Annotated in this window: 20 protein-coding genes and 1 pseudogene; 11 read left to right on the forward strand and 10 right to left on the reverse strand. The window is 38.6% G+C overall.

Translation table 11 applies throughout. The features are described from left to right. Positions 1-657 precede the first annotated feature (657 nt). The 3 genes from V7K60_RS21465 to V7K60_RS21470 form a co-directional block, all read right to left on the reverse strand. Positions 658-1,317 (reverse strand): sugar transferase, encoded by a 660-nt coding sequence (locus tag V7K60_RS21465; protein ID WP_334928183.1) that lies wholly within the window; start codon positions 1,315-1,317, stop codon positions 658-660. Between the two features lie 272 nt (positions 1,318-1,589). Then, complete coding sequence (locus V7K60_RS35365; RefSeq protein WP_442944443.1) at positions 1,590-1,736, reverse strand: STAS domain-containing protein; 147 nt, start codon at positions 1,734-1,736, stop codon at positions 1,590-1,592. Positions 1,737-1,783: 47 nt separating this feature from the next. Next, positions 1,784-2,599, reverse strand: coding sequence for a WecB/TagA/CpsF family glycosyltransferase (locus V7K60_RS21470; protein WP_334928152.1), 816 nt, complete (start codon positions 2,597-2,599; stop codon positions 1,784-1,786). A 1,001-nt stretch (positions 2,600-3,600) separates the two neighbouring features. Between V7K60_RS21470 and V7K60_RS21475 the strand changes: the two genes are divergently transcribed. Then, the gene (locus tag V7K60_RS21475) at positions 3,601-3,894 is read left to right on the forward strand and encodes a hypothetical protein (RefSeq protein ID WP_292778151.1); all 294 of its coding nucleotides are present in this window, start codon (positions 3,601-3,603) and stop codon (positions 3,892-3,894) included. A gap of 2 nt (positions 3,895-3,896) precedes the next feature. Here the strand turns inward: V7K60_RS21475 and V7K60_RS21480 are convergent, their stop codons facing one another. From V7K60_RS21480 to V7K60_RS21490, 3 genes are all read right to left on the reverse strand, one after another. Next, positions 3,897-4,577: a response regulator transcription factor gene (locus tag V7K60_RS21480; RefSeq protein WP_334928154.1), complete on the reverse strand. Its 681-nt coding sequence runs from the start codon at positions 4,575-4,577 to the stop codon at positions 3,897-3,899. 22 nt (positions 4,578-4,599) lie between these two features. Further along, entirely contained in the window at positions 4,600-6,018 is a 1,419-nt protein-coding gene (locus V7K60_RS21485; RefSeq protein ID WP_334928156.1) for a HAMP domain-containing sensor histidine kinase, read from the reverse strand. A gap of 392 nt (positions 6,019-6,410) precedes the next feature. Further along, on the reverse strand, positions 6,411-8,549 hold the full coding sequence (locus V7K60_RS21490; protein WP_334928158.1) for a WD40/YVTN/BNR-like repeat-containing protein: 2,139 nt from the start codon (positions 8,547-8,549) through the stop codon (positions 6,411-6,413). A gap of 303 nt (positions 8,550-8,852) precedes the next feature. On the opposite strand from V7K60_RS21490, the gene V7K60_RS21495 reads away from it, so the two are divergent. From V7K60_RS21495 to V7K60_RS21530, 8 genes are all read left to right on the forward strand, one after another. Next, on the forward strand, positions 8,853-10,301 hold the full coding sequence (locus tag V7K60_RS21495; protein WP_334928160.1) for a GumC family protein: 1,449 nt from the start codon (positions 8,853-8,855) through the stop codon (positions 10,299-10,301). Then, entirely contained in the window at positions 10,298-11,590 is a 1,293-nt protein-coding gene (locus tag V7K60_RS21500; RefSeq protein WP_334928162.1) for an O-antigen ligase family protein, read from the forward strand. The genes V7K60_RS21495 and V7K60_RS21500 overlap by 4 nt, the downstream gene beginning before the upstream one ends. 47 nt (positions 11,591-11,637) lie before the next feature. Continuing rightward, entirely contained in the window at positions 11,638-12,909 is a 1,272-nt protein-coding gene (locus V7K60_RS21505) for a lipopolysaccharide biosynthesis protein (RefSeq protein WP_334928164.1), read from the forward strand. Positions 12,910-13,032: 123 nt separating this feature from the next. Next, positions 13,033-14,097: a polysaccharide pyruvyl transferase family protein gene (locus tag V7K60_RS21510; protein ID WP_334928166.1), complete on the forward strand. Its 1,065-nt coding sequence runs from the start codon at positions 13,033-13,035 to the stop codon at positions 14,095-14,097. Between the two features lie 63 nt (positions 14,098-14,160). Next, positions 14,161-15,129, forward strand: a complete 969-nt coding sequence (locus V7K60_RS21515) for a glycosyltransferase family 2 protein (RefSeq protein ID WP_334928168.1) — start codon at positions 14,161-14,163, stop codon at positions 15,127-15,129. A 69-nt stretch (positions 15,130-15,198) separates the two neighbouring features. Further along, a complete protein-coding gene (locus V7K60_RS21520; RefSeq protein WP_334928169.1) occupies positions 15,199-16,188 on the forward strand; it encodes a glycosyltransferase family 2 protein in 990 nt (329 codons plus the stop codon). Between the two features lie 384 nt (positions 16,189-16,572). Further along, complete coding sequence (locus tag V7K60_RS21525; RefSeq protein ID WP_334928170.1) at positions 16,573-17,592, forward strand: glycosyltransferase family 2 protein; 1,020 nt, start codon at positions 16,573-16,575, stop codon at positions 17,590-17,592. A 107-nt stretch (positions 17,593-17,699) separates the two neighbouring features. Next, positions 17,700-18,749, forward strand: a complete 1,050-nt coding sequence (locus tag V7K60_RS21530) for a glycosyltransferase family 2 protein (RefSeq protein ID WP_334928172.1) — start codon at positions 17,700-17,702, stop codon at positions 18,747-18,749. Positions 18,750-18,780: 31 nt separating this feature from the next. Here V7K60_RS21530 and V7K60_RS21535 read toward each other — a convergent pair whose 3' ends face one another. Continuing rightward, on the reverse strand, positions 18,781-19,335 hold the full coding sequence (locus tag V7K60_RS21535; protein WP_334928174.1) for a 1,2-dihydroxy-3-keto-5-methylthiopentene dioxygenase: 555 nt from the start codon (positions 19,333-19,335) through the stop codon (positions 18,781-18,783). 233 nt (positions 19,336-19,568) lie between these two features. Between V7K60_RS21535 and V7K60_RS21540 the strand changes: the two genes are divergently transcribed. Both V7K60_RS21540 and V7K60_RS21545 read left to right on the forward strand, forming a co-directional pair. Next, positions 19,569-21,014, forward strand: a complete 1,446-nt coding sequence (locus V7K60_RS21540; protein WP_334928176.1) for a deoxyribodipyrimidine photo-lyase, 8-HDF type — start codon at positions 19,569-19,571, stop codon at positions 21,012-21,014. A gap of 188 nt (positions 21,015-21,202) precedes the next feature. Then, positions 21,203-22,744 carry a hypothetical protein gene (locus V7K60_RS21545; RefSeq protein WP_334928177.1) on the forward strand — a complete coding sequence of 514 codons (1,542 nt, stop codon included), beginning with the start codon at positions 21,203-21,205 and terminating at the stop codon, positions 22,742-22,744. Between the two features lie 174 nt (positions 22,745-22,918). Here V7K60_RS21545 and V7K60_RS21550 read toward each other — a convergent pair whose 3' ends face one another. From V7K60_RS21550 to V7K60_RS21560, 3 genes and pseudogenes are all read right to left on the reverse strand, one after another. Next, the gene (locus tag V7K60_RS21550; protein WP_334928179.1) at positions 22,919-23,821 is read right to left on the reverse strand and encodes a hypothetical protein; all 903 of its coding nucleotides are present in this window, start codon (positions 23,819-23,821) and stop codon (positions 22,919-22,921) included. A gap of 48 nt (positions 23,822-23,869) precedes the next feature. After that, complete coding sequence (locus V7K60_RS21555) at positions 23,870-24,088, reverse strand: hypothetical protein (RefSeq protein ID WP_334928181.1); 219 nt, start codon at positions 24,086-24,088, stop codon at positions 23,870-23,872. After that, a pseudogene (locus V7K60_RS21560) lies at positions 24,089-24,482 on the reverse strand (hypothetical protein); the annotation flags it as partial.

Consider the following 24,482-nt stretch of genomic DNA (forward strand, 5'->3'; position numbering starts at 1 on the left):
CAGTTTTTGCTCTATAAGGAGAACCAAGTTCTTAATTTTGAATAAAGTCGAGCTTAGAGGATGTTTGAAAAGTTCTGTTGTCGTTATCAAAAGTTTTAGCTCCCTCTGAATCCCCTTTAAAAAGGGGGAATTTGATTCCAGTTCGCCCCTTTTTAAGGTGAGTTAAGGGGGATCTAAAAGTGGCTAAAGTCACAGAAAACACTTTTCAAACAACCTCTTAAATCCTCTAATTGAGTCATATCATGTCCGCATAATTAGTTATGATTCCCACAGTCATTGCACCCCACACGCCAGTCGCTCATGGGGGAAACCCCCTTCTCTACGAGACGCTCTGCGCTCGCGTAGCGTTCCGTTCGCAGAGCGTCCCGTAGGGAAGGAAAGGCGCTAGCCTCTCCCTTTGGAAGAAGACTGCACTGGCTCCCCTTAATCCCCTCCCCACTCTTCGGGAGGGGAGACAAAGCGTAGCTTTGGCTCTTTGGGGTGATTCGGGTTTGATAAGTAATCAAGCGGACATGATCTCAGAGGCAATACTTCATCTGCGATGTCTATGACGGGCTTCTCTACGAGATACACTCGCGTTTGCCTACATAATTTTAAAGCAACTATTGCAAGCTTATTTTTGAGTGAACTTATAACTGTTTTTCTATTAACTGTACGTTAGCAAGCACCGCTCTTATTTGACACAACTTTTAAAGTTTTCAAGATTAGACTAATATCATAAACGATAGACCACTTACGTTGGTAGTCTAAGTCCATGTGAACAATATCTTCAAAGTCTTTAATACTGGAGCGACCATGAGCCTGCCATTCACCAGTCATACCCGGCTTGACATTCAACCGTTCCCAGTGGTGCTTTGAGTAGTGTATCACTTCATTAGGAGTGGGAGGGCGGGTGCCTACTAGACTCATTTCCCCCAGCAGCACGTTCCAAAACTGAGGAAGTTCATCTATGCTAGTGCGGCGAAGAAACCTTCCTACATAGGTAATGCGAGGGTCATTCTCATTTTTGAATATCCGATCGCTTTGAGCTTCATTCTTAACTAGATGCTTAAGTTGGTCAGCTCCAACTGACATCGAACGGAATTTCCAAATTTGGAAGTGACGCCCATTCAAACCACAGCGAATTTGACTGTAAAATATAGAACCTGGGCTATCTAACTTAATAGCGATCGCAATAGGAATTGCTACGAATACTGTAATCGATAGCCCGATAACAGCACCCAAGATGTCAATCATTCGCTTGGCTTTACTAATGACAGAAGGATGAACTGGAACTTTAACTTTAGGAAGAGTATGGGTATCATCTAGAACTTGCATATTAAAACGATGGTAAGAAAAAGTATTAGACATAGTAATTACAGTTTCAGTAGGTAAGTTTATGAACTCGATCGTCTGTATATTTGCTTATTTCAGTAACCTGTAAAAGCAGTAATGAGATTTTCTAATAGGTTAAGCAAGTAAACATGTCACCAATCAATCTGTTCTTTAAGATATTTGCAATGACGGTAGCGATCAATACTTCATGTTTAAGCATTCAATATCGTTACGACGGCATCCTAATTCTCATAAATTTTAAACACTGAATCCATCTAAGTTAGTTCAAAGATCATCCAAACAGGTGCTTGCAAATTGCAAATTACCGAACAACAGGTACTTGAACGTATAGACGAAACCCCCTTAAGTAAAGCGGTTAAGCCTGAACTATCTATAAAATCTACTTTGACTAGATGAATCACCCAAAGAGTAATGTTACAAGCAACTTTTAATCAGTCTTGCTGATGAATTAAAAGTTCAAATCGTTTTCAAATCCAGACTTATTTGTTGCAGCTAATGTGATTTGGCTACTTTGTTCTTCACTTTGGCGTCGAGCAAACGCGTAGCTTAGTACTAAACGTAAAAAGATAAAGTTGCCTAGAAGATAGCGCTGCCAAAGTCGATTCGGTTCCATTGCCAGTCGCCACAGCCACTCCATGCCAACAGAGCGAATTGGATAGGGGGCACGGACCACACGTTCAGCCATAAAATCAAACAGACCCCCCACACCCATACAAGTGATACTAGGCAATTGGCTAGCGTATTGGTTAATCCAAATTTCCTGTAGGGGTACGCCCATCGCCACTAACAGCAGGTGGGGGCGGGCTACCCGAATAGCCTCTAATACTTGCTGCATTTGTGATTCAGCAAAATAGCCGTGCTGAGTTCCGGCAATTATCAACCCAGAATATGCTTTCTTGAGGTTAGCTGCCGCTTCTTCAGCTACACCCGGCTTACCACCTAGAAAATATACTGATAAACCTTTTGTTGCCCCTTCTTTGCACAAAGCCGGAACTAAATCAGTGCCATTTAGATTATGTACCAATGGTGTACCCAAGAAAGCGCTACCCCAACGAACTCCACTCCCATCTGCCAACAACAAATCACTCTGCTCTAACGCCTTTGCCAATGCTGGGTTTTTGGCAGCAGTTACCATCGTGTGGGCGTTGGCATAATACACGCGACCACCCTGCCGCTTCAGCAACTGCACCAGTAACAGTTCAATTGCTTCGTATAAAGGCATACGGTCAAAATCAGTATCGAGAAAACTAACTCGGTCTGCCATATAATTTAATGCTCGCCATCTGGAGTTGCAAAATAGTAGAATTCAGAGCATTGCCCATATTTTCTGCTCACCGGAAATTTCCTGACAGTGTTATGCATTAATCGACACAAAGAATTATGGCTGCTGGTAAGTGAGCATTACCTGCAACAAAACTGAAATCTTTGATCTGTCAGGGCTTTTGAGATACTTAACTTTTTAATGTGTAAGTACCATAAAAGATTTGATCCGAATTGAGAGTTTATTCACAAGGTTGAGTAAAGACCTAGTGAAGCCTACGTATACTTTCGTACGCAAATACCGCTATAAAATACTATCTGATGGCTACTTAAATTATTTTTTATACAGTATCCTAATGAGGAATAAAATTATCCAGCTAACTATCCGTTTGGCTGTAGCGTACAGATAGTCTAAATTTCATAATAAGATAAGTTGGCACGATAAAACAAACGTATGTTTTATTTTTTCAAAACTGTAGAATAACCAATTTATAAGCTACTTAGTAAGTTTATATTTCTTTATATAGCTTGTTTTTTTAACGCTGATTGACTGACTACACCACATAAAAAACCAAAAAAATCAGAGCTTTGACAACTACAGAAATAAGATAAAAAACAATTATTGCCACACAGAATTGGTGTTGAACACATGATATGTCGAGTGAAAATATTTCAAGTAGCGAGTGAGAAGTTTTGTTTATCTTGTCATTGCTATAGTCAGGTAATAATGGCAGTCTATGGACTTGTCAGATTGCAATTTAATTGCTTATGCTTTTTATCTGTTAATGACTTGAGCCTGTCTGGGAAAAAATAAATCTTTATTCTTTCTATCTTTCTGCTCTTAACTGATGATTTATGCTCAACTTATTCGCCCAAAGCTTTATTGTTGCGTCCATTCAAGGCTGACGATCAGCTACACTGGGCGGTTACGCCATCGCACTTCCTTTACGATCGCTAAAACCATTGTATAGTAGGAATTTCCCATTTGCAGATAAGTCTAAATATATGAAAAGACACCGAATTATGGTTATTGGTAGCAATGTCATGACTGTTCAGCGCGTCAGCAGTCATTGCCTAAAACAAAATGCAGAAGTTTTTCCATATTATTGTATTCCCACGCCTGAAGAAATAACTTTGTTTGAACCTCATGTATTGGTGCTATGTCTGCCCATACCTGAGCAATTCCAGCATCAACTACTTCAGCCTTACATTTTGTGGTCAGAACAACTAGTGAATGACATCTCACCACTGGCTACCACTTTTACAGAATTATCTGCTTGTTTACATAAATTTCTCTAAGCTTAAATCAACCCTTGGCGTACGGCTAAAGCTGCTGCTTGAACGCGATCGTCAACGCTAAGTTTATTGAGAACCATACGTACATAAGACTTGACGGTTCCAAGTGAGAGGTAGAGTTGGTTTGCAATCTGCTGGTTTGAGCGCCCTTGTGCAATAAGTTTAAGAATCTCGCGTTCACGATTACTGAGAATAGGTTGCGCTATTACCTGAGATACAGGAACATCGGGAGCGACAGCGGTTGACCTAAGCATCCGAGCAACTTTTTGAGCTATTAAAGGATCTAAATAAGCACCACCTTGAAGTATCAATTGAATGACGGCGATCAGCTGTTCCCATTCAATGGTTTTAAGACAGTAACCATCAGCACCAGCTGCAAGCATCCCCATGACCTGGATATCGTCGTCGAAGGCACTTAAGGCTAGAACACAAGTAGTCAAGCAATTACTTTTTATCTGCTGGGTGGCTGTAATCCCATCCATAACTGGTAGATCGATATCCATTAAAACTACATTTGGTTGGAGTTGGCTAGCTAATTCAACAGCTTCTCCACCGTCCAATGCCTCTCCAACTATACTAAAACCAGGTTCTAGGCTAAATTGCCCTTTCATCCCTCGGCGGATTAAAGGGTGATCATCAACTAATAGAACCCGCACAGTTTTATCTTCGTCAATATTAGGCATCATTCTTGCTACATTTGGTTATATTCTATTCATCGTTGCAATCAACTTTATTTATGGCACTTGGGAGAGTAAACCAGAAAGTACTTCCCTCTCCAAGAGAACTTTCAACACCAATGTTTCCTCCGTGAGCCTCAATAATTTGACGACACAAGTACAGACCAAGCCCACTTCTTCCACGATGCCCTCGTCCTTGAATAAAGCGGTGGAACAGCTTTTCCTGAGCTTGCGGTGCAATTCCTGAACCGTAATCACGCACCGAAATCCGCACTTGCTCTTCTTTATAAGGCATTATCTCAATCAGAATTTCCCCATTAGGCTTACTTACCCGCACAGCGTTATCAAGTAAATTTTGTAAAACCCTTTGAACTTCTAATTCATCACCATAGACAGTTGGCAGCAATTGAGAAGTTTTACAAACGAAGGCTAACTCACGTGTAGATGTTGCTTTTATCTGACCAATTACTTTAATTAAAATCTTTTCCCAATTCAGGCAATCGCACATTAAACAAGCGCTGCGTGCTTCATAACGGGAGATATCTAAGAGCAGTTCCACAAGTTTAAGCAGATCCTCATTAGCTTCATGGTACTCTTCAAAAACTTCCTTCCAAGTGTCATTTACTGAACCAAAAGCTCCTCGGAGCATACAGTCTAAAGTGTTACGAGTGGCGAGTAAAGGAATACGTAGGTCGTGAGAAAGTGCAGATATCATGTCTTCAAGCTGTTGGTTACGCACCTCAATATTTTGTTGACGGTGACGAGTCTTATCAGCGATCGCGTTAAGAACTCCAGCTAGTTGCCCGATCTCATCTATAGAAGAATGGGAAAGTTGCACTTCCATTTGTCCCGCTTGCCAAAGTTTACAAACTTGTGTCAATTTGTTTAATGGAAGTTTGACTCGCCAATGCAACAACTGGATATTTAAAATTGCTACTAATAAAATGATTAATGTACTGAAAATGTTGATCGCAGTGTTAATATTATTCAATTGCTGTATACGATTTTTGCGAACCCTCAAAAGTATCTCTTCGTGCTGAATGAGTTTCTCAATCTCGTAGTGCAAGGAATTAAATAAAGTGCTTTTTGTCAAAGCAGAATTCCTTACAGAACTAGAAAGCGCTTTTTGCTTCAACTCCCTTTGCCACTGGTTATAGATATATTTAATTTTATTGAGTTGCTTTATTTGAGCCGGGTTGTCTTGTACGAGATTGTACAGATGGTTGAAGCTTTTGTGGAAGGTAGGCTTCTTCTGACGATAATCTATAGGATTAGTTCGTCCCTGACTGGAATTTTCTATAAAACCTTTTTCTTGATTATCGATCACAGCATTGAGTAGACGTTCTCCTTCTCGCCCTACGAATAAAGCATGAGTTACCAGGTCAGATGCCTCATGATTTAAGCGTGCTATCAAAAGGTTGAAGACTTGCTGTCCAAATAAAAACAACACTAGCAGTAAAATACTAGTATGCAGAGGGTTTAAAAAATTACCTTTCCTAGATGAATGAATTAAGAAAGGTATCAAGCTAATAGCTATCACTACCTAATATCTCTACCACCTTAATTAAAGTTACCTATAATACTATTTAAAACCCTTATACACCAGTACTGAAAAAGCTTTGCTGGTGTTCAGCTGTGATTCAAAAGCCTTAACTATGCATGTATTACATATCAATATCCTTCATACTAACAACTCAATTGTATTAAATAATGTCGCTAAAGCATACTACTACCTTTTTTACAAAAATTAACATAACACGCAAAAATTAATAATCTTTTAGCTTCGTGGTTTTCTTCCAACTGATATCAGTTGTATAAAATGACTACACAATAGTAATTTTTTTACGAAGCTCCATAATAGATTCCTCTACCGTTAGTGCCAATAAAGACTAGTCCGAATTTCTGCCAGCTAGCCTCCATCACATTAGGCTCATTGCCCATCGGTTGGTGTAAAAAGGCGATATTTATCCATGTTTTTCCTTTGTCGAGAGAGCGGAAAACTCCTTCTCCCATACCAGCAATTTCCCCATACAAATACAGTGCAGGAATTTTGCTTCCCTTCCGTCCCTTACCAAGGGCGAATAAATAAGCTTTTTTCACTTTCGGAATTTGGGCAAATTCCACACCGCCATTTGTTGAGCGATAAAGTCCGTGAGAGTTAAGACTGAGCCAGACTTCGCCATTAACCCCCGGAACTGTTTTGAGCATAGACCAACTTTCTGAAGGCAATAATGAGTTTACAATCCTAAAGGATGCGCCTCCATTCTTACTACGGTATAACTTGCCACCACTGTAATAGTAAAAAGTGTTGCCATCTAATTTGTCAGCTACTAATGGTTGACCCCAGTACCACGGGCCTTTGGGGCCTTTGGGTAATCCTGCTACTTTGCTCCAAGAACATCCGCCATTGGTTGTACGAATAGGCTGTCCTTGATTAATAATTGCGACAAATAGATTTGAATTTGTTGCTGACATGGCTACACGCAACGGGATTGTGTTCTTCGGAAACGAGGAAAATTTTTTCCATGTCAGTCCGCCATCTTTCGAAGTTGCTCCCGTATAAGTATTGTTCCATCGATTACCACCGACACGTACCATTTGTGAAGGATTGCTTTCGCTATAAGCAAGACCATAGGTATCCTGGAATCGAGGACTATTTTTGCCGCCAAACTGCGTAGATGGGTAGACATCTAACCCATTGCTGTGGTCAAACCCATCCGTATCAGCAACACCGCTCAACAATTTAGAGCCACTTCGAGGCGAGACTAGTGCGAAACTAACTACCTGCTCATGTCCTTTTTCATAGTTCGACCAAACAGATGACTCAGCGTTGATGTTATCTGTCCGCCATGTTCCATACCAGTCTGTTAACCATAACCGTCCAGCAGTTTTTGGATCAAACTCAATAGCTGAGGTTGAGGAGGCAAAATACCACTTAGGCCACCAGGGCACTTGAGGTTTCAAGGTATGCTTTTTCTGTTGCCATGTAGCTCCACCATTAGTAGATTGAAATATTACACGATCGTTTGTTGTGGAAACATACTGGTCATAAACAATTAAAAGGTGATTGGGATTTTCTGGATCTACAGCAATGGCATTAAATGTAGTTTTCGCGTTACTTGGTGTGATATTGCTCCAAATACTGTTTGCATATTTGCTGACACCTGACGTATGCGTTACATACAAAACTTTGTCCTTTGCGAGAGCCATTCGATTCACTTTTGCTGGGCTTCCTGGTATTTTGCTCCAGGTAACACCCGCATCAGTGGATTTATATATGCCATTTCCATAGGCATTGGCATAGACTAGTCCAGACACATTTTTGTTAAATACAATACCTGCAATTCCAATATTTGCTTCCGACTTTTCGGGAAAGGAGCTAACCTTGCCCCATGTTGTGCCACCATTTGAAGACTTCCATAGCCCATTCAACCGCGAGCCAAATAAAATAACATTGGAATTAAAGGGATTAACGGCTAGCCTCTCTCCTAGCCAACGTTTAGTTTCATTGCCGCCCATTGGCAAGTTTATTTTCAGCTTATGCCAGGTTCGACCGCGATCGCTCGATTTAAAAATTGTTCCTAATCTACCCCGGTTAGTAGTGTATTTACCTGCTGCTATGTATACAATATCTGGGTTATTTGGGTCAAGTGCTAAGGCTTCTCCCCCGTAGTAATTGCTGTATTGCAACCTAAATATATCTGTTAGCGGAATCCATTTGTAGTCTTTTGAATTCCAACGATAAAAGCCACCCATATCAGTTCTGATATAGGCTAAATTTTGCTCTCGTGGATGCAAATAAATGCCTGTAACATAACCACCTCCTCCGATAGAGACATTAGTCCAGTGATAGCCTGATGTAGTACTCCAACTAGACTTAAGGGGTGTAAATTTGACGACAATAGCCAGTGCAACTATAGCAATACAAATTGTTTTCCTTAGTAGCCTCCAGAAACGGCGATCGCTCATTGCTATTTTCATGATATTTGCAAGTATTTACTTTAATTTACGTTACAGGAAGTAAATAAAGTAAATCAGGTACTAGGTGGATATCTGGGTGGATAATTTTATTAAACCCTAGAGGATGCTGTCTGCATTGATGCAATATTGACCATCAGGCAGTTTCCTCATTGCTGTTTAAGAAGGAGACTTTACTAAGAATTATTAATAAATTTTTAAGCAAGATAGATGTAGTACGATCCTGTAAGTTTACTTAGGCGAATCGCAAAACCCCACCTAGACTTTGTAATTCCGCAGCCAGTTCCCGACTTTAGAGGATTTTTAATGGCCAATCATACAGAAATCTCTGCGGGTTACCCTAGCAGTTTGAGAAAATTAGTAGCGAGAAAAGGATGTTGGCAGCGTTACTTACTTCTAGGTTTAGCGACCAACATAGCATTTTGGACTGCAACTTTCCTTTATTTAAAGCTTACACCACCTACCTACACTAGTTCTTCAGCTGTTAATCTGCCAGGAGCATGGTCAAATGCCAATATTAATTTACCAGACATTGGCTATGCTAATTATGAAAATGTGTCTCCATACGCTGCTCTTTCTTCTCAAGATCCAAGAGAAATTTATAAATTTATTGCTGAAAGCGACCCTATATTAAAAGCGGCAGCAGATCAACTTAATATGTCTTTAGAAGAGTTTGGCAAACCTCGGCTCAAGCTAATAATTAATACTTCCATGATGAGCGTTGACTTTGAAGGCGCAAGTCCCCAGGAAGCTCAAAATAAATCTTTAGCTTTTTACAAAGCCTTGCAAGCAAGACTCAACATGCTACGAAATCAAGAAGCTGTTCAAAGAGATATAGGTTATCAAACGTCCCTGATTTCTTCGCAAAAAAAATTAGCAGCTACTCATCAGCGCCTTGCCGATTACAAAGCACGTTCGGGTTTGAACTCTGAAGATCAAATTAAGGATCTGACAACCAACATTGAACAGCTACGTAGACAACGAGCTGAAATAATCGGTCAACAGCAACAGGCTACTACTCGCCTAGCAGAATTATCGAATAATTTAAAACTATCTGCTGGACAAGCTACAGATGCTTTTACCCTTCAAACAGACCAGATATTTCAACAGAACTTAAAAAATTATAGTGATGCTAGCGCTTCTGTGGTTGTTTTGGAATCCAGATTTCTGCCTAACCATCCGACATTAATTACAGAGCAAGCGAAAAGAGACGCTGCTCAACAGGCCCTGCTAGTTCGAGGTCAGTCTCTTTTAGGGCGAAAATTCACTTTGGCAGTTCTAAAGCAGTTAAGCCTTAGTAGCAATAACTCTGGTAACAACGCTCCTCGAGACGCTCTTTCCCAAGAACTAGTTATAGCTCAGGCAGACCAAAAGGGATTCACCGCTCAAGCTCAAGCAATAGAACAACAGATTACCCAGCTTGAGAGTAGGCTGAAGAATTTAACACAGTTGGAAAGCACCTTAGATTCACTCAAGCGAAATACGCAAATTGCTGGAGCGGTCTTTTCCTCCAATTTGACCAGATTAGATATTGGCAAGTCGAATACTTTTGGCTCTTATCCACTGATTCAACTTGTTATACAGCCTACATTACCTGAGAACCCGACTTCACCAAAAGAGAAATTGGTTTTACTAGGTTCAACTTTAGGCTCCCTTTTTGTATCCCTTGGACTGGTGTTACTTTGGTGGCGCGAACGTAAAAATTTAATATCTGATAAGACTGTGAGTACAGAGAGGAAGAGAATGGAACAATGAAACCTCAAAACTTTGAAGAAAGTCTTGTTTGGTATTGGATAATTAGTACTTATGTATTTTATTTTATTGGTATTTTATATCCTGTAAATTTTGTATTAGCCTGGATACTGTTTTTTTACCTATGTAAGCGGCTTTGGAACCAAACAACGCACACTAGTACTGACAAAATAATCAAAGTTTATTGGATACATTGGGTTTGGATTGTCTCTATTCTGGTCATAGCGATCGCTACACTAATAGGTTGTATAAATTATGAGGTAGGTACAAATCAAACTCTTAGGTCATTAATTAATTGGTTTACAGATTGGGCTTTGTTAGCGCTATTTCCATTAAGTGGCTGTCTTAATATTCGACCACAAGTAATCTATAGAGCCGTCTGTATCTTATGCCTTCAAAGTTTGATTTTAATTCCCTTTTTTTATCTAGCTTGGATATTACATTTGCCTGCACACCTATATTCTTCTCCAATTGAAAGATTAATACAGAATGGCGAACTTTTTTACAATGTAAATCTCTATGGTAGTGATTACGGTACGAATGATGTCCGTCTATTTCTATTTGCACCTTGGGCACCTGCGCTAGGTCTTATTGGAAACATTTACTTCTTCCTTGCTCTGGAAGAACGTAACAACAAGTGGCGCTGGATTGGTATAGTCGGCTCTTTAACTATGAGTGTAGTATCTGTTTCTCGCTTATCTTTTATAGCTTTACCAATAGTTTTTATATTAGTTTTGTTGTTTACAAAAATTACTAAACCTACTACGCAAATTGCGATCGGGTTTGTTAGCTTTTTAGCAGGTATTTTTAGCACGGCACTTCTTAGTACTATTAAGGATACTAAAGAAGCATTTTATAATGCTAGACCGGACTCTTCACGAGTGCATGAAGCCTTAGGTGTAATTGCCTTAGAGAAATGGAAAGAAGCTCCTATATGGGGTCATGGTTTTCGAGAAGCACCAGGGCCGAAAGCATTAGCAGAAATGCCTATCGGCTCTCACCATACTTGGTTTGGTCTCTTGTTTGTTAAAGGTATAGTTGGCTTCACTGCTTTTTTAGTACCAATTTTATTGAGTTTTATAGTTTTGCTGATTAAAGCACAGAAAAGCACAACTGCCAGAGTAGCATTGTATTTTCTTGTCACTCTATTACTTTTTACATTTAATGATAGCCAAGAGGCTTTAGGTTACTTATACTATCCCGGTTTAATCATCATGGGAATTGCATTTAAAGAAGAAGTTAAGCCTCCTAACTCTTCTCTTAATAAAAAGCCTGAAGCTGCTTATATTTAAATTTTAAATTGATAAAAAATATATAATTGTCTCTTAAGGATGCCCTCATGTTAATCAAAAAGCTAAGGCAAAAATTATCTAGCCAATATGTGCGTAATGTTGGTTGGATGGGAGGAGCAGAGTTAGTGAATCGTGTATTCCGATTGGGAACAACAGTCACTTTATCTCACCTGTTAAATCCCTACGATTATGGATTGATAGCAATTGTTTTGACTACCAATGAATTTGCAACTGTTTTTACCTTAAGAGCTGGAATTGGATCTAAGATTGTTCAGGCTTCAGAGAAGGATCTGAAAATTATTTGTCAGACATCTTACTGCCTTAATTGGATACTATGTGGAGTAATGTTTCTTCTTCAGTGTATTGCCGCTTTACCAGTTGCTTGGTTTTATAGTAATAACCAAGTTATCTTACCTATCTGCATTATGGCATTAGTCTACTTAATGCTGCCAATCTTTGCAGTTCAGTCTGCCTTAATCCAGCGAGAAAACCGCCTAAAAATTACAGCATTATGCAATGCCACGCAATCGATTTTAATCAATATTCTCACTATAGCTTTAGCTCTATTAGGTATGGGAATGTGGGCTGTTGTTATACCTATTGTTATTACGACTCCAGTATGGATTGTTATTAATCTGATGAATCATTCTTGGCGTCCTACCATGTCGTTTAGTTTTAACAAGTGGCAGGAAGTTGTTAGTTATGCTAGAAATATTCTTGGCGTTGAGTTACTAAATAAGCTAAGAGCTAATCTTGATTACCTGATTATTGGACGTTTTTTAGGAGTCCAGGCGCTAGGAATTTACTATTTCGCTTTCAATGCTGGGTTAGGAATCAGCATGAATGTCATAAATACAATGACTTGGTCTTTATACCCCCATCTTTGTGCTGCTCGGGGAAACGTTAAGCAGTTTCAAGAACGTTATTTTAGTAGCCTCAAAACATTTGCCTTAATTGTATTTCCATTGGTTTTGCTACAGTCAAGTCTAGCTCCATTTTATGTACCAATTGTTTTTGGGCAAAAGTGGGTAACAGCAATTCCAGTATTGATAGTTATTTGCTTGTCAGCGCTACCACGCCCATTTGCTGATGGCGCTTCTATGTTACTTAACTCTGTAGATAAAAGTCACATTAATCTTTACTGGAACCTAATTTTTACTGTGATTTTTACAATTTCATTACTAGTAGCTGTGAAATGGGGAATTTTTTGGGTAGCTGTTGCGGTGCTCATGACTCATCTATTAGCATTACCTCTTTACAGCATTTGGGCTAGTAAATATGTTTTAGATAAAACTCAATCTTTATCAATTGCAAAATAAAAATTAAATAGCTCTCAGTATTTAATTAAAGCTAAGTAAAAATTTGGCTTTTTATAGAAATAGCCTCTTTTAACTACACTCATTTATTGAGAAATAACGAATAACAATGAGGAACTAAAATTAATGGCTACCACCCAACCGGAGCAGCTGAAAGAACTTCTGCATAAATCACTAGGGAAATTAAAGACATTTCAAGAGTGTGCATTACTGGACTATCCCGACTATCCTAATATTGGCGATCACCTTATAGGGTTAGGTACTATACTTTATTTAATCAATGTGCAAAAAACAAAAATTAAATATACTGCCAGTCCTAATAATTTTTCTAGCAAAGTAATGGAAGAAAGAATTGGAAAATCTCCTATTTTCCTGCAAGGAGGAGGGAATTTAGGCGATCTTTGGATTGCTCATCAAAAATTTCGTGAACAGATTATTTCCAAATACCGGGATCAACCAATAATTATCCTACCACAAAGTATTTATTTTGTTGATCAAACTAATTTAATGGAAGCAGCAGATGTATTCAACTCACATCCTAATTTGACTTTGTTTGTCCGTGACGAATACAGCTATGAACTTGCTCTCAAATATTTCTACAACTGTCAGGTAATTAAAGCACCTGATATGGCTTTTGAAATGGTCAACTTACCTGGTTTATTATCGAGATATAACCACAGCAACTCTATTTTGTATCATTATAGAAATGACAAAGAGTTGAATCTAAGTAATTCTCAGACTTTTATTGATCTCCCTAATTTAGTTGTAGAAGATTGGACTTCTTTTAAATATGACACAACTGAACGCATGGAGCGAATTCGGGAAGGTTTGCAAAAAGGTACAGTGATTCCTGGTGAGTGGATATACCGACATCTTTGGAAATACTTCCATAATTATTCCTTTGGATTCAATAGCTTATATAACTCCTCAATGCATCTTAAATCCTTAAGTTATATGCATCATGGGATGTATCAATTCAAACAGCATCGTCTAATTATTACAAACCGCTTGCATGGCCATATTCTCTGCATTCTTATGGGTATTCCTCATGTCTTTCTACCTAATGCTTACCATAAAAATGAGGCATTTTATCAAGCTTGGACTTACTCAATTCCCTTTTGCAGATTTGTAAAAGAACCTTCACAAATTCAAGTGGCTGCACAAGAACTATTGGAACTATTCCCAAACTAACTGGTTTCTGTACCTACACTAGGAATTACAAAAATCCTTTTACTTTCCATCTGGTTAAACTCTATGGCAACTATATCTGTTATTATTCCCGCTTACAATGCTGAACGCACTATATTAGAAACGATAAAATCCGTTCTTCAACAAACATTTTCTGATTTTGAACTAATTATTATTAATGATGGCTCAACCGATCAGACTTTAGAATTAGTGAAGACTATTGAAGACTCTCGTCTCAAGATTTTTTCATACAGCAATGCTGGTCTATCAATAGCTCGTAATCGTGGTATTTATCATGCCACTGGAGAGTTTATTGCATTTCTCGATGCCGATGACTTATGGACATCTGATAAATTAGAGCTACAACTAGCAGCATTGCAAAAACATCCAGAGGCAGGACTTGCTTATAGCTGGACTTTGAACATGAGTGAAACAGCAGAGATTTTTCACCCTGGTCATAATGTAGTCTATGAAGGTAATGTGTATGACAAATTATTACTCAGTAACTTTATTTCCAATGGTTCCAATCCTTTAATTCGTAAACAAGCAATTGAATCTGCTGGAGAATTTGATCCAACACTTTCTTCCGTGGAAGATTGGGATTATTGGTTTCGTGTAGCAGAGGATTGGGATTTTGCTGTAGTTCCTAAACCTCAAATTCTCTATCGTCATTCTTCAAAATCTATGTCAACTAAAGTTGAGAAGATGGAGAAATATTTGCTGATTGTCTTGGAAAGAGGCTTTCAAGCAGCACCGCCAGAGTTACAAAATCTTAAAAATAGAAGCCTAGCCAATATCTATCAATATTTAACGGGCATGGAACTGGCTCATGTAACTAATAGAGAACAGGTCAACCAAGCTGGTCGTAAATTGTGGAAGACAGTTTCTTTATATCCTCAGATTTTGCTAGAAAGAGTAACTCAACGTTATTTAATAAAATGGCTGGTAATGCAAGTTTTTTCTCCTCAAATTGCTAAGTACTTGACTCGACCTTTTTCTTTGGCTAGGTCTGTTGCGGTTTCAAGGCTGCAATAGAGGCTGTTGTTATAAAGCAACCTTTTGATACTAATTCGCTAGTATAATTTAGCAACTTATTGAAATCATATGCCAACTATATCTGTGATTATTCCCGCTTATAATTCTGAGCGCACAATTGTCGATACAATTGTCTCAGTACAACAACAAACTTTTTCTGATTTTGAGATAATTGTTATTAATGATGGTTCAACAGACGGAACTCTTAAGCTACTGGATGAGTTGAAAGATAGTCGTATAAAAGTCTTTTCCTATGAGAATGGAGGTTTATCAGTAGCTCGTAACCGTGGTATCTCTCATGCCAAGGGAGATTTTATAGCCTTTCTTGATGCTGACGATTTATGGACAGCCGATAAGCTAGAACTTCAGTTAGAAGCTTTGCAGAAAAATCCAGAGGCAGGTGTTGCTTATAGCTGGACTTATTTTATGGATGAACAAACTGGAAATTGCCATCTAGATCAGCCGATCTTTTTCCAAGGTAAGGTTTTGGCTAATTTATTAACCTGGAACTTTATTGCTAGTGGTTCAAATCCCTTAATTCGTAAGCAAGCGATTGAATCTGTAGGAGAGTTTGAACCTTCAGTATCAGGAGCAGCAGATTGGGATTATTGGCTGCGTTTAGCTGCAAAATGGTTGTTTGTTGTAGTTACCAAACCGCAGATTTTTTATCGTCAATCTTCAAATTCAATGTCATCTAGAATTGAATTTATGGAAGACTGTCAGTTCAAAGTATTGGAGCGAGCTTTTCAATCAGGATCGCCAGAAATTCAAATATTGAAAAATCATAGTTTAGCTTATGTTTACCGATATTCTTGTCGGCTCTGCCTCACAAGAATTACAGGTGATGAAGGAGTTGAAAAAGCAAGTAAAAAATTGGGGAAGGCAATTCAGTTATATCCAAAAATTCTACTGGAAAAGGAAACTCAAAAGCTACTTATTAAATTGTTGTTGAAAAAAATACTTGTAGAGAATATTTCCGGGTACTTGCTCCAGATTATTAGTAAAATTCGCGTTACTCATGTTCAAAAATTAAATATTCATGAAAAAAGAATTAGTTGAGGTAAGTTGTAGTACTTGCCACTTGGTAACTCAATGGGATAGTTAACTCAGTCTTATTGTGGATAATAGTGGATAGATCGGTTGCTAAGAATTTCAATCAGACTATCCACACGTAGAAGGCAATGTTCTTCTTTAATACAAGAATTTTCTTTAAGTAACGAATACCAGACGGTAATATTTTACATTATCCGGTGAAAAGTTAGGATGTGGGGTTCGTCCTCTGACTAGACGGATAGCCAGATGGATAAATATCTCACTTTTTTAGATGCTATCACTAGAAGGTGCGATCATAGCCATCAGGTAGTATTCCCATTGCTATATCAAAGATTACTGTAACATCAGTAAAACCTGAAATCAAAACTGAAACTAAAGTCAGTCTGGAAAATGAAAAAAGTTTCTGTAATTATTCCGGTTTATGGAGTCGAGAAATATATAGCTGCTACTGTACAATCTGTTCTTGAGCAATCCTATACAAATTTCGAGCTTCTAATTATCGATGATGCTTCTTTGGACAGCAGTATAAATATTTGTCAGCAATTCACTGACCCCAGAATTAAAATTATTCACCAGGCAAATCGAGGGGTATCTGGAGCTAGAAATACTGGTATTCGCCATGCTCAAGGAGAATATTTAGCTTTTTTAGATGGAGATGACCTTTGGTTACCAGAAAAATTAGAAAAACAGATTGCTCACTTAGAAAATTCACCAGCAGTTGGTGTTAGCTTCAGTCGTTCTGCTTTTATTGATGAAGCTGGACAAGCTTTAGGTACGTATCAGATGCCCAAGCTTAAAGAAATTACGCCATCCTATTTACTCAGTTGCAATCCGGTTGGTAATGGCTCGGCTGCAGTAATTCGCAGAGAAGTTCTTGAAGCGATTAAATTCCAAGATAATCTTTACAGTGCTAATGAAGATTGTTATTTTGATGAACGCTTACTCCAATCAGAAGATAATGAATTTTGGATTCGTATTTCCATTAAAAGCAATTGGCAAATAGAAGGCATTCCAGAACCCTTGACCTTGTATCGGGTTAATTCAAAAGGGCTTTCAGCAAATATGCTCAAGCAGTTAGATTTTTGGGAAAAGCTAATTGAAAAGACACGCTCCTACGCTCCAGAAATATTTACTCAAGGGGAAACACTAGCTAGAGCTTACCAGTTGCAGTATTTAGCTCGTAATGCCGTACGACTACGAGAAGGTTCAATGGCTGTAAAATTAATTAATCGAGCGTTAATAGCTGACTGGCATATTCTTCTTGAAAATCCAAAAAGTACACTTTTGACACTGGTAGCAGCCTATTTACTTTTACTCTTACCTCAAAATGTTTACAATAAATTTGAAGCTCTGGTTTCAAATAATATAGGAGCTAACCAAAAACGTCGTATTCTTCAAGAAGATATGTAGAAATAATTAAGAACTTTCTATGCTTAAAGCATAATTAGATTTATTGCATAGTGTATAGTAAATTTAATTAGATATTAATTAAATAAAATTAATAGGAATAGTCAACAATGAAGAAAGTTTCTATCATTATTCCGGTTTACAAAGCAGAAAAATATATAGCTGCTACACTGCAATCGGCTCTTGAACAAACTTACAAAAACTTCGAGATTTTAATTATTGATGATGGTACTCCTGATAAGAGTATAGAAATTTGTCAGCAATTTACAGACTCTAGAATTAAAATTATTCGTCAAAAGAATCGGGGTCTACCTGGGGCAAGAAACACTGGTATTCGCCATGCACAGGGAGAATATTTAACTCTTTTAGATGCTGATGACTTATGGTTGCCAGAAAAATTAGAAAAACACGTTAGGCATTTAGATAATTCGCCTAATGTCGGGGTCAGCTTTAGCCGCTCTGCTTTTATTGATGATAATGGCAACCCTTTAGGTATTTATCAAATGCCTCAGATGCAGGGAATAACTCCAGCGATTATCCTTTGCCGCAATCCAGTTAGCAATGGTTCGGTAGCAGTAATTAAAAGAGAAGTTTTTGAGGCTATTGAATTCCAAGACAATCTTTACGGTACAGTTGAAAATTTTTATTTCGATGAGCGATCGCGTCATACTAATGGTGACTCAACAGATGTTGAATGTTGGTTTCGGATGTCTGTTAAGAGCGATCTGCAAATAGAGGGTATTCCTGAAGCTTTGACTTTATATAGGGTAAATTCAGGGGGACTATCAGCAAACTTGCTCAAGCAGTTAGATTCTTGGGAATTGGCAATCTCTAGGGCACGTTTATACGCCCCAGAAATAGTTAATCAATGGGAAACACTGGCTAGAGCTTACCAGTTGCGGTACTTAGCCCGTAGAGCAGTCAGCTTGCAAGATGGCGCAATGGCTGTGAAGTTAGTGAATCGAGCATTAGCAACCAACTGGCATATTCTCTCTAAAGAACCACGCCGTACACTTTTGACCCTGGGAGCTGCCTATTTCCTTCGGCTTTTGCCCCAGTTCCTTTACAGTCGAATTGAGACTGTTGCTTTAAAGACTACAGGATATACTCAAAAACAGCGCATTTCACAAGGCTTAGGGGGTAGCAACGCGATTTCGTGAGGTGGATTCAAAGGACGTGCATAAATGAGCTTTAACGCGGCTTTTGGAGCGAATCACTCACTTGAGTCCCTGTATAATTGGGAACCCAACCTTCTGCGATTGCAAAATAGCGTATCCCTTTGAAATTCAACGATGCAGTTGGGCTGCACCAATGCTCAACGCCAGCGGGGATATAGAGATAGTCTTGTGCCTGAACTAAAAGCTGTACCTGGCTGCCATCAGGTCGCACGAAGCCATAAATCATTTCTCCTGACAACACATAGAGGGGTTCAGCCGCAGGATGAGTATGGTAACGACCGTAGGTTGTGATCAGGTGGTGAAGATTGAACGAACCTGGATGCACATTTAGTAAGTCACACCAGAGAGCGCCATTTTCTTGCTGAAGAAATTCCAAGACGCTGTTATGGAGTTCTACGCAATAACGTTTCTCAGCCTCAGTTAAAACGTCCTGGCCTAGCAGATTAGGGAAGAGTAGCGATGTTCCTGGGTCGTAGTGTTTGAGTTGAATGCCAAGAGGCTCAAGTTCACGAGCTATTTCGCCTAAATCGCTCTCAATCGTACTGTCGTCAAGTAGTAGGTTAGCCATGACAAAAAGACTAATTAACTGTTAAGAAGAGTATACTCAATTTTGATCTAAAAAACCACCATTCCCGATTGACAAACCGGGGAATAGGGAATGGCGAGAATTATTGAACAAGTTCCTTCTTTGTCTTTTCCCAATGCCCAATACCCATTAAAAGAATAAATTTATCGCCAGAATGATGCTTATTGGTACCACTAGCATCTAAGCTAGTACGGGTGAACTATATCCAGTATGGAATGTCTGACTTAATTCTGTTTTGGCATCGGCGCGATTTACGCATTTCTGACAATACGGGACTGGCTGCGGCAAAACGGCAGAGTCCGAAGGTAGTGGGCGTGTTTTGCCTCGATCCGCATATTCTAGAACGGGATGATGTTGCTCCTGTGAGAGTAACTTATATGATTGGCTGTTTGCAGAAACTCCAAGAGCGATATGCTCAAGTTGGTAGCCAGTTGTTAATCCTCCACGCTGATCCTGTACAAGCAATACCAGCTTTAGCCGAAGCAATAAATACTAAAGCTGTTTTTTGGAATTGGGATGTAGAGCCTTATTCACAAGAACGCGATCGCACCATTATAAATGCCCTCAAAGAAAAAGGTATTGAGTTTCTTAACCAAAACTGGGATCAAATTCTCAACTCCCCAGAGGAGTTACGCACGGGTAGTAACAATCCTTACACGGTTTACACCCCCTTCTGGAAAAATTGGCTTACTAAACCGAAGGCTCAACCAATAGAAACACTGCAAAATGTTGAGGGATTAACGGAAACTGAACAGGAAATTGCCAAACTTGCAGGAGCGATCGCACTACCTTCAGCAAAAGATTTAGGATTTATTTGGGATGGAGAATTAATTATTTCACCAGGAGAGGCGGCGGCACAAGAACGATTAGAAGAATTTACTAATAAAGCCATTACTGAATATCAAGAACAGCGCAATTTTCCTGCAGTGGACGGTACATCACAACTGAGTGCAGCTTTAAAATTTGGGGTAATTGGCATTCGCACTGTTTGGCAAGCCACGATAGAAGCACAGGAAAATAGCCGCAGTCAGGAAACAGCAGTTAATATCCGCACATGGCAACAGGAATTAGCTTGGCGGGAGTTTTATCAACACGCGATGTATAACTTTCCCGAATTAGCTGATGGTGCTTTCCGCGACGCCTTTAAGAATTTTCCTTGGCAAACTAACGAAGAACACTTCCAAGCTTGGTGTGAGGGGAGAACAGGCTATCCTATTGTGGATGCAGCAATGCGTCAGTTAAACGAAAGCGGCTGGATGCATAACCGCTGTCGGATGATTGTTGCGAGTTTCCTCACTAAAGACTTGCTAATTAATCCCCAATTGGGAGAAAAATACTTTATGCAGCACCTGATTGATGGTGATTTATCTGCTAATAATGGCGGTTGGCAATGGAGTGCTTCTAGTGGCATGGACCCCAAACCTGTGCGGATTTTCAACCCAGCCAGTCAAACACAAAAATTCGATCCAGAGGGGGAATATATTCGGCAATGGGTATCAGAATTGCGGTCTGTAGATACAGAATATTTAGTTACTGGTAAAATTCCATCTTTAGAACGTCATGCTGTTGGCTATCCTGAACCAATTGTTGATCATAAAATACAGCAACAGCAGTTTAAACAACGTTATCAACAACAAAAAAATATTAGTAGTGGTGAGTAAAATTGTTAGTTTTTTAAGAGACATTACCGAAAATGATGTAGGTATAATTAATGAATTGTGCCTCCCAAAAGTTTTGAGCAACGCATGATTAATTTATGGAGATATTTAAGGCTTAGTTAAGGGGGATATGTTAACATAATACAAATTTTGCTACGTATCCGTCTTAGCTTGTTGCTCTTTAACTGCAAATGGATTTCAAAAGTTTTTCTGAGCTACGTGAGTTTATTCGCCACTACAACTCAACATCCATTCTAGAGATTGGAGCTAAGAAATGCTGGCAAAAGTGGGAAACGAAATATTCAGATCCTTTAGATTGGTTGCATAGTAATACTGAACGCAATTATGCTGTCCGACTCATGTTACTAGCTAGTGCAGGTAATCCCTATCGGCATGGGGATATTAGTGTTGAGACGTTTGACAGTTTAATTAATGTTTACCATAATTGGGAACATCATACTATTTCAGATAAACTTATTCTTGATAAAGAAGCAGAAATCGTATTAAGTTTTATCCAAAAATGGGAAATTGAACATGAGAAAACATCACGTAATTGGTCGTTAAAATTGAGTAACATTTTGGATTTAGAAGTAATTCATACTCATATAGCTGGTTTATTTTTACAAAGGCTAGTAGCTTTTCAAAATGCAGGTTTTGGAAAGCCAAATACTCGCATATATCGAACGATAAAATTTATTGAGCTACTGGATAAACATTCCGATAAAAAATTTTTAGATGATTTTATAGAGCGCACAAAACTAAGTCCAATAAATTACTTCAAACAAATTATAGGTTGCTTAGTGGTGTTTGGCAATTTTTATAATAAAAAAGGATTTTGGGATTTTTCTGATTTTATTGATATAGACGATGAAGTTCAAAAACAAGGTATTAACCCAGAAAATATAAAAATATTCGTTAAGCAAAATAGTGAGCTTTTTTCCTCGAAAGCTGATAATTCCTTTCGGAATAGAATCAATCAAACACTTAATAGTGTTCCTGATTACTATCAACCTCTATTTTACAATTATTTTCTAGAAGTTCCTTTTATTAAATTGAATAGTGAAAGATTCTGTTTGCCAGATCCCTTTTCTTTTTCTGAATCTTGTTGGAATCAGATTAGAGGTCTTGTTTTCGAGGATAGTACTAGGAAAAAGTTAGAAGGATTATTAAGTCGCTCATTCGAGGATTATCTTGAAAATACACTTCTTCCTTTTATTATTCCTAATTCTTTTAAAAGAATTCCTGAAGTAAAAAATTCTACCTCTAGCAAAGATAAGCGTGCTGATTTTATTATTGAAACTTCAAGTTCATATATCGTATTAGAATGCAAAATTAGTATTATGTCTGCCGATACAAGCGCATATTTTCATGCTGATAAACTTGCTGATATTTGGTGTCGAATTCATTCTGCATTTGAGCAAATTTGCAACACAGTAGAAGCTTTAAAACTTTACGACAAGCCAGTGATTCCTCTTATTTTGACTTTTTATGACAGTATTGCTGCATCTACAGTATTTGAGGAGATGGTAAAGCAAACTGACTATTGCTCTCGTATGGGTTTGAATATACCGCCAATTGTGCATTCTCTACATGAATTTGAACATTGGATTTCTGAGAGAAGTCTTAATAATTGGGCAGAATCAATTCTTTCAAAACAGAATGCTTCTTCTCCTATACAACGTGATAATAAGGGACATAATTATGGACACTTAAACAATATTTCAATTCTTTAAAATTTATCTTAAATAACCCAGATGAGTTAATATTTTATCCTAATTTTTAAATTCAGCCTGCTAGAGTTCAACGAGTTAACAACGCTAACATCATATTACGTCTTGACAGGTAAACGAGAAATTGTCCATAAGATGAATAGGAAGATTAAGTAAATTGCGCCAACTAGCCCAAACTCAATTAAAGGAATATAGGTTACTTCGTAAATTCATTCTGTCCAAGCCGCGTTCTGTCAATCCATAAACAGCCAGTACACTCACTAAAAAGGCTGCGTAGATAGTACGTTTAGTCAAGATACCTACAGGTAAACCGTGAAGTTGAGTAAGCACGAGAATACCAAGAAAACCAAAGAGAAATGTCGGCCACTTGCTTTGTCCTAGCATCAACGACACAACGACACTATGTAAAAGCACCGTAATTTCTAAAATAAATGTCCACCAACGGTTTACATGAGTGCGGTTAAATATCAACGACGATTGGAGCAGAAGCAAGAACATATAGAGGAAACCAATTAAGTGCCCCATAGTCGCTTCCATTGGATGATACCAAAAGGTGTAGATAGCGGCAAAGGAGAAACAGTAGCCGTGGTACAGCTTGATAATTTGCAAAAACTGTTGATGAAATGGAACAGAATTGCCAAAAAACAAACCGCGTCGAGGCGTTTCTAAAATTAGTACGAAAACTAGTAGAAATACAACCGCACCTTGAGAAGCCCAAATTGAAGTATCCTGAGCTAGAGCATCATACCAAATATATGTCTGGAGAAAGTGTAAAGCGATGAATATACCATTAATGGCAAGCATGAGGTAATTTATCGGGTGCAACACTGATTTGTATTTCAACTGCGATCGCTGCGCCCACAAGATACACGCCCAGATGCTAAACTGATGCTCAAGGTACATGCCCCAAGCCGTCGCTCGGCTCCAAAAGGTTGGTTGGGGAAGCTTCCAGTAGTACCAGTTTAATCCTTGGTCAGGAAGTTTGATGATGCTTGCAGGAATGCTCCCACCGATCCAAATTGCGTAGGTGAGGAGGATGTTTACAAATATGCCTAAAAATAATACTCGGCGACCTATCATATTAATTCGTAATTCGTAATTCGTAATTCTTAATTAATACCTAGATTTTTAGACAACACGTTCAGTGTTGGACTCAGAGGCGTTTTTAGTCACTCGCAAACTAAGAGTCAAAGCTACCAACATTACTATAAATCCACTCAAAAAAGGAGCAGAACTCCCAAATTTCATAAAACTAACTCCTGCCCACGTTGGCCCAGCGATACGTGCCAATGCAGAGCAAGAACTGGCAATTCCTAATATTTGCCCTTGTCCTTCTGGAGGTGTCATCTAGGAAATCAAGCTGTTCAATATTGGTTGACTGACATTAATTCCCCATGCCACAAGTGTGGTGGCGACTAATAATAAATTTAAGCCTTGCGAGAATTCAATTAATAGTAACCCTAAACCACGTTGCGATGTTGCTAGAAAAGAGTTAGGTAAAAAAGCAGAAAAAGCAGGAGCAGAGGGATTAAATACTTTACCTAAACTATTCCAATTAACTTCATCATTGCCTTTTAAAGCAGCGCGCTCAGTTACTAAAAATGTAGCTGCTTTAACTGGTAATGGGAGAACCGTTATTATGGCTGTGATATCATGTTCGCATAATCGCTTATGATAAAAGTCAAGAGTGCATCTATGAACTATGCCGAAACGGATCAATATAGCGACACATTTAAATATT

Origin of the sequence: Nostoc sp. (assembly GCF_036917555.1) — a bacterium.
Classification (GTDB): Bacteria; Cyanobacteriota; Cyanobacteriia; order Cyanobacteriales; family Nostocaceae; genus Nostoc.